The organism is Streptomyces sp. YS-3 (assembly GCF_045257485.1).
GTDB lineage: Bacteria > Actinomycetota > Actinomycetes > Streptomycetales > Streptomycetaceae > Streptomyces.
Window position 1 is genome coordinate 1 of record NZ_JBJHPC010000210.1, and the last position, 11,238, is coordinate 11,238.

At 72.7% G+C, this 11,238-nt stretch carries 8 protein-coding genes; 6 read left to right on the forward strand and 2 right to left on the reverse strand.

What is annotated here, in order from left to right:
* Nucleotides 1-40 precede the first annotated feature (40 nt).
* Nucleotides 41-997 carry a methylmalonyl Co-A mutase-associated GTPase MeaB gene (gene meaB, locus ACJA3G_RS18530; protein WP_406554117.1) on the reverse strand — a complete coding sequence of 319 codons (957 nt, stop codon included), beginning with the start codon at nt 995-997 and terminating at the stop codon, nt 41-43.
* A gap of 52 nt (nt 998-1,049) precedes the next feature.
* The gene (locus ACJA3G_RS18535) at nt 1,050-2,255 is read right to left on the reverse strand and encodes an acetyl-CoA C-acetyltransferase (RefSeq protein WP_406554118.1); all 1,206 of its coding nucleotides are present in this window, start codon (nt 2,253-2,255) and stop codon (nt 1,050-1,052) included.
* A gap of 137 nt (nt 2,256-2,392) precedes the next feature.
* On the opposite strand from ACJA3G_RS18535, the gene mce reads away from it, so the two are divergent.
* The 6 genes from mce to ACJA3G_RS18565 form a co-directional block, all read left to right on the forward strand.
* Nucleotides 2,393-2,821 carry a methylmalonyl-CoA epimerase gene (gene mce / locus ACJA3G_RS18540; RefSeq protein ID WP_406554119.1) on the forward strand — a complete coding sequence of 143 codons (429 nt, stop codon included), beginning with the start codon at nt 2,393-2,395 and terminating at the stop codon, nt 2,819-2,821.
* Between the two features lie 169 nt (nt 2,822-2,990).
* On the forward strand, nt 2,991-7,118 hold the full coding sequence (scy, locus tag ACJA3G_RS18545) for a polarized growth protein Scy (protein ID WP_406554120.1): 4,128 nt from the start codon (nt 2,991-2,993) through the stop codon (nt 7,116-7,118).
* A 114-nt stretch (nt 7,119-7,232) separates the two neighbouring features.
* Nucleotides 7,233-8,171: a cellulose-binding protein gene (locus ACJA3G_RS18550; RefSeq protein WP_369376280.1), complete on the forward strand. Its 939-nt coding sequence runs from the start codon at nt 7,233-7,235 to the stop codon at nt 8,169-8,171.
* A gap of 104 nt (nt 8,172-8,275) precedes the next feature.
* Nucleotides 8,276-9,286: an ABC transporter ATP-binding protein gene (locus ACJA3G_RS18555; protein ID WP_406554121.1), complete on the forward strand. Its 1,011-nt coding sequence runs from the start codon at nt 8,276-8,278 to the stop codon at nt 9,284-9,286.
* A 3-nt stretch (nt 9,287-9,289) separates the two neighbouring features.
* The gene (locus tag ACJA3G_RS18560; RefSeq protein ID WP_406554122.1) at nt 9,290-10,069 is read left to right on the forward strand and encodes an ABC transporter permease subunit; all 780 of its coding nucleotides are present in this window, start codon (nt 9,290-9,292) and stop codon (nt 10,067-10,069) included.
* Nucleotides 10,070-10,250: 181 nt separating this feature from the next.
* On the forward strand, nt 10,251-11,238 hold a 988-nt coding region (locus tag ACJA3G_RS18565), incomplete at its 3' end, for an ABC transporter ATP-binding protein (protein ID WP_406554123.1).

Sequence of the window (11,238 nt, forward strand, 5' to 3'; positions counted from 1 at the left end):
CCCCACCGGACCCGGGGCGGAGCCCGAAGCGGGGTGGGGGCTACTCCCCCGTCAGCCCCGCCACCAGCTCGTCCGCCGCCGCGTACGGATCCAGCTCACCCCCGACGATCCGGGACGCCAGCGCGTCCAGGCGGCGGTCGCCCCGCAGGTCCCCGATCCGCTCCCGCAGCGCCGTCACCGCGATCGTCTCCACCTCGCGCGACGCGCGGGCCAGCCGGCGTTCCGCCAGGACGCCCCGCTCCTCCATCCACGCCCGGTGCTTCTCCAGCGCCTCCACCAGCTCCTCGATCCCCTCGGAGCGGGCCGCCACCGTCTTCACGATCGGCGGTCGCCAGTCGCCGGGGCCCCGGGACTCGCCCAGGCCCAGCATGTGGTTCAGCTCCCGGGCCGTCGCGTCCGCGCCGTCCCGGTCCGCCTTGTTCACCACGTACACGTCGCCGATCTCCAGGATCCCGGCCTTGGCCGCCTGGATGCCGTCGCCCATTCCGGGCGCCAGCAGCACCACCGACGTGTCCGCCTGGGAGGCGATCTCGACCTCGGACTGACCGACGCCGACCGTCTCCACGAGGATCACCTCGCAGCCCGCCGCGTCCAGGACCCGGATCGCCTGCGGGGCCGACCAGGCGAGGCCGCCCAGGTGGCCGCGGGTCGCCATGGAGCGGATGTAGACACCGGGGTCGGAGGCGTGGTCCGACATGCGGACGCGGTCGCCCAGCAGCGCGCCCCCGGAGAACGGCGAGGACGGGTCGACCGCGAGGACGCCGACCCGCTTCCCCGCCCGCCGGTACGCCGTCACCAGCGCCGACGTCGAGGTCGACTTGCCGACACCCGGCGAGCCCGTCAGACCCACCACGTACGCCCCGCCTGTCAGCGGAGCCAAGTGCGCCATCACCTCGCGCAGTTGCGGGGACGCCCCCTCGACCAGCGAGATCAGCCGGGCCACGGCCCGCGGCCGGCCCTCCCTCGCCTGTGCCACCAGTTCGGGGACGTCCACCATTGCCGCTCCGTTCGGTTCAGGGGTCGTTGCGTACGTACAGCGGGAGCGGCCTCTACTTGTTGCCGGGGACCTTGATGATCAGGGCGTCGCCCTGGCCGCCGCCGCCGCACAGCGCCGCCGCACCCGTACCGCCGCCGCGCCGCTTCAGCTCCAGCGCGAGGTGGAGCACCACGCGCGCGCCCGACATGCCGATGGGGTGGCCCAGGGCGATGGCGCCGCCGTTGACGTTCACCCTTTCCGGGGAGACGCCGAGGTCCTTCATTGACTGCACGGCGACCGCCGCGAACGCCTCGTTGATCTCGATGAGGTCGAGGTCCTCGACGCCGATGCCCTCCTTCGACAGGGCGTGCCGGATCGCGTTGGACGGCTGCGACTGGAGCGAGTTGTCCGGGCCCGCCACATTGCCGTGCGCGCCGATCTCGGCGATCCACTCCAGGCCCAGCTCCTGCGCCTTGGCCTTGGACATGACCACGACCGCGGCGGCGCCGTCGGAGATCTGCGAGGAGGTGCCGGCCGTGATCGTGCCGTCCTTGGCGAAGGCCGGGCGCAGCTTGCCGAGGGACTCCGCGGTCGTCTCCGCGCGGATGCCCTCGTCCTTGGCGAAGACCACCGGCTCGCCCTTGCGCTGCGGGATCTCGACCGGGGTGATCTCGGCCTCGAAGAGCCCGTTCTTCTGGGCGGCGGCGGCGCGCTGGTGGGAGGCGGCGGCGAAGGCGTCCTGCGGGGCGCGCTCGATGCCCAGGCGGGTGTTGTGCTTCTCCGTGGACTCGCCCATGGCGATGTTCTCGAAGGCGTCGGTGAGACCGTCGTACGCCATCGCGTCGAGCATCTCGATCGCGCCGTACTTGTAGCCCTCGCGGGACTTCGGCAGCAGGTGCGGCGCGTTGGTCATCGACTCCTGGCCGCCCGCGACCACCACGTCGAACTCGCCGGCGCGGATCAGCTGGTCCGCGAGCGCGATGGCGTCGAGGCCCGAGAGGCAGACCTTGTTGATCGTGAGCGCGGGCACGTTCATCGGGATGCCGGCCTTGACGGCGGCCTGGCGGGCGGGGATCTGGCCCGCGCCGGCCTGGAGCACCTGGCCCATGATCACGTACTGCACCTGGTCGCCGCCGATGCCGGCCCGGTCGAGCGCGGCCTTGATGGCCACGCCGCCGAGGTCGGCGCCCGAGAAGGACTTGAGGGAGCCGAGCAGTCGGCCCATGGGCGTGCGGGCGCCCGCGACGATCACTGAGGTGGTACCGGTCGTTCCAGACATGAGGCACGGCCCCTTGGGGATGAGGAGTGAACGAGGGTTTACATGAATGTACTGAGCGGTACGCGGGGCGTCACCGGGCAGCCGGTGTGATCGCGCGCACGTTGCGTAACCACCTCCCGGAGCGGTGCACTGGTCCCATGCTGACGCGCATCGACCACATCGGGATCGCCTGTTTCGACCTCGACAGGACCGTCGAGTTCTATCGTGCTACGTACGGATTCGAGGTGTTCCACTCCGAGACCAACGAGGAGCAGGGCGTGCGGGAGGCCATGCTCAAGATCAACGATACGTCGGACGGCGGCGCCTCCTACCTCCAGCTCCTGGAGCCCACCCGGGAGGATTCCACCGTCGCCAAGTGGCTGGCCAAGCACGGCGAGGGCGTGCACCACATCGCCTTCGGCACGGCCGACGTCGACGGGGACGCGGAGGTCGTCCGCGGCAAGGGCGTACGGGTCCTCTACGACGAGCCGCGCACCGGTTCGATGGGCTCCCGCATCACGTTCCTGCACCCCAAGGACTGCCACGGCGTACTGACCGAACTGGTCACCTCGGCGGCGGAGCACTGACCCCCGGATTCCGGGGCCGGTACAGTGGGCCCTTCCGGGCCGGGGTCGGGTCGGGGCCTGGGACCCACGCCCCCTTGTCGATCTGACACCATTCACCGGGGGCCCGTCCGTCGTCGGACGGTGCTCGTACGGGCAGTGTTCGCGACCAGGGGACGGATGGGACCGCGCAGTGCGGGGCTACGAACGCCAGGACAGCCACCGGCCTGACGACCACCTCTCGCGGTTCGAGGCCGAGATGGACCGGCTGAAGACCGAGCGGGAGAAGGCCGTCCAGCACGCCGAGGACCTCGGCTACCAGGTCGAGGTGCTGCGCGCCAAGCTGCACGAGGCGCGCCGCAACCTCGCGACGCGTCCTGCCTACGACGCCGCGGACATCGGCTACCAGGCCGAACAGCTGCTGCGCAACGCGCAGATGCAGGCCGAGCAGTTGCGCAACGACGCCGAGCGCGAGCTGCGCGAGGCCCGTGCCCAGACCCAGCGGATCCTTCAGGAGCACGCCGAGCACCAGGCCAGGCTCCAGGCCGAGCTGCACGCGGAGGCGGTCAACCGCCGCCAGCGGCTCGACCAGGAGCTGGCCGAGCGGCGCGCGACCGTGGAGTCGCACGTCAACGAGAACGTGGCGTGGGCCGAACAGCTGCGGGCCCGGACCGAGTCGCAGGCCCGCCGCCTGCTGGAGGAGTCCCGCGCCGAGAGCGAGGCGGCGCTCGCCGCCGCCCGCGCGGAGGCCGCGCGGCTGGCCGAGGAGACCCGTCAACGCCTCGGCGCCGAGGCCGAGTCGGCCCGTACCGAAGCCGAAGCGATCCTGCTGCGCGCCCGCAAGGACGCGGAGCGGCTGCTCACCGCCGCCTCCACGCAGGCCCAGGAGGCCACCTCCCACGCCGAGCAGCTGCGCTCGTCGACCACCGCCGAGTCCGACCAGGCGCGCCAGCAGGCGGCCGAGCTGAGCCGGGCCGCCGAGCAGCGGATGCAGGAGGCCGAGTCGGCGCTGCGCGAGGCGCGTGCCGAGGCCGAGAAGGTGCTGGCCGAGGCGAAGGAGTCGGCGGCCAGGCAGCTCGCGGGCGCCGAGTCCGCCAACGAGCAGCGCACCCGTACCGCCAAGACCGAGATCGCCCGGCTGGTGGCCGAGGCGACCAAGGAGTCCGAGGCGCTCAAGACGGAGGCCGAGCAGGCGCTCGCCGACGCCCGCGCCGAGGCCGAGCGGCTGGTCGCGGAGGCCGCCGAGAAGGCCCGTACCAGCGCGGCCGAGGACACCGCCGCCCAGCTCGCCAAGGCCGCCCGGGCCGCCGAGGAGGTGCTCTCCAAGGCCTCCGCGGACGCCCAGGAGACCACCCGCAAGGCGTCCGAGGAGGCCGAGCGGATCCGCCGCGAGGCCGATGCCGAGGCGGAGCGGCTGCGCGTCCAGGCCGAGGAGCGGGCCGACGAGCTCAAGGGCGCGGCCAAGGACGACACCAAGGAGTACCGCGCCAAGACGGTCGAACTCCAGGAGGAGGCGCGCCGGCTGCGCGGCGAGGCCGAGCAGCTGCGGGCCGAGGCGGTCGCCGAGGGCGAGCGCATCCGGGGCGAGGCGCGCCGCGAGGGCGTCCAGCAGATCGAGGAGGCGGCCAGGACCGCCGAGGAGCTGCTGACCAAGGCGAAGGCCGACGCGGAGGAGCTGCGCACCTCGGCGGGCGCCGAGTCGGAGCGGGTCCGCGGCGAGGCCATGGAGCGCGCCACGACCCTGCGCAAGCAGGCCGAGGAGACCCTGGAGCGCACCCGGGCCGAGGCCGAGCGGATGCGGGCGGAGGCCGAGGAGCAGGCCGAGGCCGTCCGGGCCGCCGCCGAGCAGGCCGCGGCGACGCTGCGCGAGGAGACCGACCGGGCCGTCGCGGCCCGCCAGGCCGACGCCGCCGCCGAGTTGACGCGGCTTCACACGGAGGCCGAGCAGCGGCACGCCTCCGCCGAGCAGGCGCTCGCCGAGGCGCGCGGCGAGAGCGAGCGGATCCGGCGCGAGGCCGCCGAGGAGACCGAGCGGCTGCGCACCGAGGCCGCCGAGCGGGTCCGTACGCTCACGGCGCAGGCCGAGCAGGAGGCCGAGCGGCTGCGTACCGAGGCCGCCGCCGACGCCTCGACCGCCCGCGCCGAGGCCGAGGGCGCTGCCGTACGGCTGCGGTCCGAGGCGGCGGCGGAGGCCGAGCGCCTCAAGTCCGAGGCGCAGGAGAGCGCCGACCGGATGCGCGCGGAGGCCGCCGCCGCCGCCGAGCGGGTCGGCGCGGAGGCCGCCGAGGCGCTCGCCGCCGCCCAGGAGGAGGCCGCCCGCCGGCGCCGCGAGGCGGAGGAGACACTGGACTCGGCGCGTACCGAGGCCGGTCAGGAGCGGGCCCAGGCCCGCGAGCAGAGCGAGGAGCTGCTCGCCTCCGCCCGCAAGCGGGTGGAGGAGGCGCAGGCCGAGGCGGTACGGCTCGGCGAGGAGGCCGACCGGCGCGCCACCGAGCTGGTGGCCGCCGCCGAGCAGACCGCCCAGCAGGTCCGGGACTCGGTCGCGGGGCTGCGCGAGGAGGCCGAGCAGGAGATCGCCGGGCTGCGCTCCACGGCCGAGCACGTGGCGGAGCGTACGAAGTCGGAGGCGCAGCAGGAGGCGGACCGGGTCCGCGCCGACGCGCACGCCGAGCGCGAGCGCGCGGCCGAGGACGCCCAGCGGCTGCGGGCGCGGGCCCAGGAGGAGACCGAGGCCGCCAGGGAGCTCGCCGAGCGGACCGTCGCGGACGCCATCGCGGAGGCGGAGAAGACGCGTTCGGACGCCTCCGAGTACGCGCAGCGGATGCGTACCGAGGCCTCCGACGCGCTGGCCTCCTCCGAGCAGGACGCCGCCCGCACCCGGGCGGACGCCCGCGAGGACGCCAACCGCATCCGCAGCGACGCCGCGAGCCAGGCCGACCGGCTGGTCGGCGAGGCGACCGCGGAGGCCAAGCGGCTCGCCGCCGAGTCGACGGCGACCGCCGAGCGGCTGGTGGCGGAGGCTCAGCAGCTGCGCGACGAGGGCCAGTCGGAGCACGACCGGCTGCTCGCGGAGGCCACCGCCCACGCCGAGCGCACCACCTCCGAGGCCGACACCTACGTCGAGCTCGTCACCACCGAGGCGCGCGCGGACGCGGGCGCGGTCCTGGCCGCCGCGGCGGCCGAGGCCGAGCAGACGGTCACCGACGCCCGCGAGCAGGGCGAGGAGCTGCTGAGCGAGGCGCGCACGGAGGCGGAGCGGCTCCTGGACGAGGCGCGCAAGGCCGCCGACAAGCGGCGCGCGGACGCGGCGGCCCAGGTGGACCAGCTGGTCACGGAGACGACCGCCGAGGCCGAGCGGATGCTCGCCGAGGCGAACGGGGAGGCGGAGCGGCTGCGCGCCGAGGCCGCCGAGACCGTGGGCTCGGCCCAGCAGGCCGCCGAGCGGATCCGCGCGGAGGCCGAGAAGAGCCGCGCCCGGATCGAGGAGGCGGCCGAGCAGACCCGTACCGAGGCCCGCGAGGAGGCCGACCGGCTGCTCGACGAGGCGCGTACCGCCGCGGCCAAGCGCCGGGCGGACGCGGCCGAGCAGGCGGACCAGCTCATGGCCAAGGCCCAGGAGGAGGCGCTGCTCGCGGCCACGCTGGCCGAGGAGCAGGCCGACACGATGGTGGGCGCCGCCCGCAAGGAGGCCGAGCGGATCGTCGCGGAGGCGACCGTGGAGGGCAACACGCTGGTGGAGAAGGCCCGTACGGACGCGGACGAGCTGCTCGCCGGGGCGCGCGCGGACGCGACGGCCATAAGGGAGCGCATCGAGGAGATGCGCGCGCGGACCGAGGCGGAGATCGAGGAGCTGCACGAGCGGGCCCGCCGCGAGAGCGCCGAGCAGATGAAGACGGCGGGCGAGCGCGTCGACAAGCTGGTCAAGGCCGCCACCGAGCAGACGGAGCAGGCCGAGGCGAAGGCCAAGGAGCTGCTCTCGGACGCCAACTCCGAGGCGAGCAAGGTGCGGATCGCTGCGGTGAAGAAGGCCGAGGCGCTGCTCAAGGAGGCGGAGACCAAGAAGGCCGAGCTGATCCGCGAGGCGACCAAGCTGCGCGACGAGGCGGCGGCCGAGGCGCGGCGCACGGTCGACGAGGGCAAGCGCGAGCTGGACGTGCTGGTCCGGCGCCGGGCGGACATCAACGCGGAGATCTCCCGTGTCCAGGACGTCCTGGAGGCGTTGGAGTCGTTCGAGGCTCCGGCCTCCGGCGGCAAGGAGGCGGCCAAGGCGGGGGCGGCGGCCGGAGGAACCCGTTCGAGTGGCAAGTCCTCGGAGGGGTAGCCACTCAAAAGGCTGGACATTCTCCAGATCAAACGGGCATACGCTCGATGCCGCGCCGCCTGGGCCCCTAGGATTCCCCCTATCACCTCACCGGTCTCATTCGACAGGAACCCCATGAGCGACACTTCCTCCCCCTTCGGCTTCGAGCTCGTGCGGCGTGGTTACGACCGCGGTCAGGTGGACGACCGCATTACCAAGCTCGTCGCCGACCGTGACAGCGCTCTGGCACGGATCACTTCTCTGGAAAAGCGCATCGAGGAACTGCACCTCGAAACGCAGAACGCCCAGGCCCAGGTGAGCGACGCGGAGCCGTCGTACGCCGGTCTCGGCGCGCGGGTCGAGAAGATCCTGCGTCTCGCCGAGGAAGAGGCGAAGGACCTGCGCGAGGAGGCGCGCCGCGCCGCCGAGCAGCACCGCGAGCTGGCCGAGTCGGCGGCCCAGCAGGTGCGCAACGACGCCGAGTCGTTCGCCGCCGAGCGCAAGGCGAAGGCGGAGGACGAGGGCGTCCGGATCGTCGAGAAGGCGAAGGGTGACGCCTCCACGCTGCGCTCCGAGGCGCAGAAGGACGCGCAGTCCAAGCGCGAGGAGGCGGACGCCCTCTTCGAGGAGACCCGCGCCAAGGCCGCGCAGGCGGCGGCGGACTTCGAGACGAACCTCGCCAAGCGCCGTGAGCAGTCCGAGCGCGATCTGGCCTCGCGTCAGGCGAAGGCGGAGAAGCGTCTCGCCGAGATCGAGCACCGCGCCGAGCAGCTCCGCCTGGAGGCCGAGAAGCTGCGTACGGACGCGGAGCGCCGGGCCCGTCAGACGGTCGAGACGGCCCAGCGCCAGGCCGAGGACATCGTGGCGGACGCCAACGCCAAGGCCGACCGCATCCGTTCGGAATCCGAGCGCGAGCTGGCGGCGCTCACCAACCGCCGTGACTCGATCAACGCGCAGCTGACCAACGTCCGCGAGATGCTGGCGACCCTCACGGGCGCGGCGGTCGCGGCGGCCGGCTCCCCGGTCGACGACGAGCCCGTCTCGCGCGGCGTCCCGGCGCAGCAGTCCCGCTAGTCCTCTCGGTGCCGCAGCTCCTCCCCCGTGGGCTGCGTCGGTGACGTCGAAAGCCCCTCGCCACTCCGGTGGCGGGGGGCTTTGTCGGCCCCTATCGTGGCCGCATGATCGAGCTGGCCGGTCTCACCAAGCGCTTCGGTTCCAAGACCGCGGTCGACGACCTGTCGTTCCAGGTCCGGCCGGGCGTGGTGACCGGCTTCCTGGGCCCCAACGGCGCCGGCAAGTCCACCACCATGCGGATGATGCTCGACCTCGACAACCCGACCAGCGGCACCGTGCGCATCGACGGGCGGCACTACCGCGACCTGGACGAGCCGTTGAAGTACATCGGCGCGCTCCTGGACGCCAAGTCGATGCACGGCGGTCGCAGCGCGTACAACAACCTGCTGTGCCTGGCGCAGTCGAACCGGATCCCCGAGCGCCGGGTCGCGGAGGTCCTGGACACGGTCGGTCTGACGGCGGTGGCGAAGAAGAAGTCGAAGGGGTTCTCGCTGGGCATGGGCCAGCGGCTGGGAATCGCCTCGGCGCTGCTCGGTGACCCAGAGATCCTGATGTTCGACGAACCCGTCAATGGTCTGGACCCCGAGGGAATTCACTGGATCCGCAATCTCATGAAAGCCCTCGCCGCCGAGGGCAGAACGATCTTCGTCTCGTCCCACCTGATGAGCGAAATGGCGTTGACGGCCGATCATTTGATCGTCATCGGCCAGGGCCGACTGCTCGCCGATACATCGATGGCGGATTTCATTCGGCAGAATTCACGGAGTTACGTACGGCTGCGCTCCCCCCAATGGGAACACCTGCTCGATGTGCTGGCCGGGGCCGGGGTCGCCGTCACCCAGACCGGCGACGGGGCCCTGGAGGTCGACAACGGCAGGATCGAGCGGCTCGGCGAACTGGCCGCGCAGCACCGGATCGTGCTGCACGAGCTGTCGGGCCAGCAGGCCTCGCTGGAGGAGGCGTTCATGCAGATGACGGCCGGATCGGTGGAGTACCACGCGCACTCCGACACCCCCCACGGCCCGCCCCCGGCGGTGCCCGCGCCGAACTGGGGCGAGGGCTACCGGGCGCGGACCCGGGGCGGCGCCGGGGACAGCCCGGACCAGGGGGTCTGACCCATGGCGTCGGTACCCGCGGTCCTCAGGTCGGAGTGGACCAAGATCCGTACGGTCTCCTCCACCTCCTGGACGCTGATCTGCGCGTTCGTCGTGACGGTGGCGGTGAGCGCGGCCCTGTGCGCGCTGATGAGGTCGCAGTTCGACGACCTCAAGCCGGCCGAGCGCATGACGTTCGACGCCACCTACGTCAGCTTCTCCGGGATGGTGCTCGGCCAGCTGGCGATGGTGGTGTTCGGTGTCCTGGTGGTCGGCACCGAGTACAGCTCGGGCATGATCCGCACCTCGCTGGCCGCCGTGCCGCAGCGAGCCACCTTCCTCTTCGCCAAGCTCCTGGTCGCCACCGCGCTCGCCCTGGCCGTGGGCATGGCGACCAGCTTCCTCTCCTTCTTCCTCGGCCAGGCGCTGCTGGGCCCGCACCGCACCACCATCGGCGAGCCGAACGTGCTGCGGGCGGTCGTCGGGGCGGGGCTCTACATGGCGCTGATCGCGCTGTTCTCGATGGGCGTGGCCACGATGCTGCGCAGCTCGATGCTGTCGCTCGGCATCCTGATGCCGTTCTTCTTCCTGATCTCGCAGATCCTGTCGGCGGTGCCGGGCGCCAAGAAGGTGGCCCGCTACTTCCCCGACCAGGCGGGCTCCAAGATCATGCAGGTGGTGCCGAACGCGATGAACAGCGAGCCGCCGCCCTACGGGCCGTGGGCCGGGCTCGGGATCATGGCGCTGTGGGTGGCGGCGGCGCTCGCGGGCGGCTACCTCGTCCTCAAGAGGCGCGACGCATGAGCCCCGCGGCGGGACGGCCGACCTGCGAGAACCCAGGAACATAGCGGGCAAAACGCTACGTAACCCAACTGTCATCGCTTGGCCGGAACCGTAAAGTCCTGGATAAGCTCCTCACTCATACGGGGGCACCCTGGCGATCGGCCACCGCCCCGACGACCCACACCGTCGATGGGGCTGGAGAATGATCGAGGCAGTCGGCCTGACGAAGCGCTACGGCGCCAAGACAGCCGTGTACAACCTTTCCTTCCAGGTGAGGCCGGGCGCCGTCACCGGCTTCCTGGGGCCCAACGGCTCCGGCAAGTCGACGACCATGCGCATGATCCTCGGCCTGGACCAGCCCACTTCCGGCCATGTCACCATCGGCGGCCACCCCTTCCGCTCGCTCCCCAACGCGCCCCGCCAGGTCGGCGCGCTGCTCGACGCCAAGGCCGTGCACGGCGGTCGCAGCGCCCGCAACCACCTGCTCTCGCTCGCCCAGCTCTCCGGCATCCCGGCCCGCCGGGTCGACGAGGTGCTCGGGGTCGTCGGGCTCCAGGAGGTGGCGGGCAAGCGCTCCAAGGGGTTCTCGCTCGGCATGGGCCAGCGGCTCGGCATCGCCGCGGCCCTGCTCGGCGACCCGCAGGTGCTGCTCTTCGACGAGCCGGTCAACGGCCTCGACCCCGAGGGCATCCTGTGGGTGCGCAACCTCATGAAGCGGCTCGCCGCCGAGGGCCGTACCGTCTTCGTCTCCTCGCACCTGATGAGCGAGATGGCGCTGACCGCCGACCACCTGATAGTGATCGGCCGCGGGCAGCTGCTCGCCGACATGAGCGTCAAGGACTTCATCTCCCACAACTCCGCCGACTTCGCGCGCGTGCGCACTCCCGAGCCCACCGGCCGGGAGAAGCTGACGGCCACGCTGACCGAGGCCGGCGGCCAGGTCATGCCGGAACCGGACGGCGCCCTGCGGGTGACCGGCCTCGCGCTGCCGCGCATCAGCGACCTCGCCCACGACGCGGGCGTACGCCTGTGGGAGCTCTCCCCGCACCAGGCCTCGTTGGAGGAGGCGTACATGCGGATGACGCAGGGCGCGGTGGACTACCGCTCCACGGCGGACCAGAAGGCCGGTCTGATGCAGCCGCTGCCGCCCGGCCACCAGCCGCCCCCGGTGATCCCCGAGGTGCCGACGC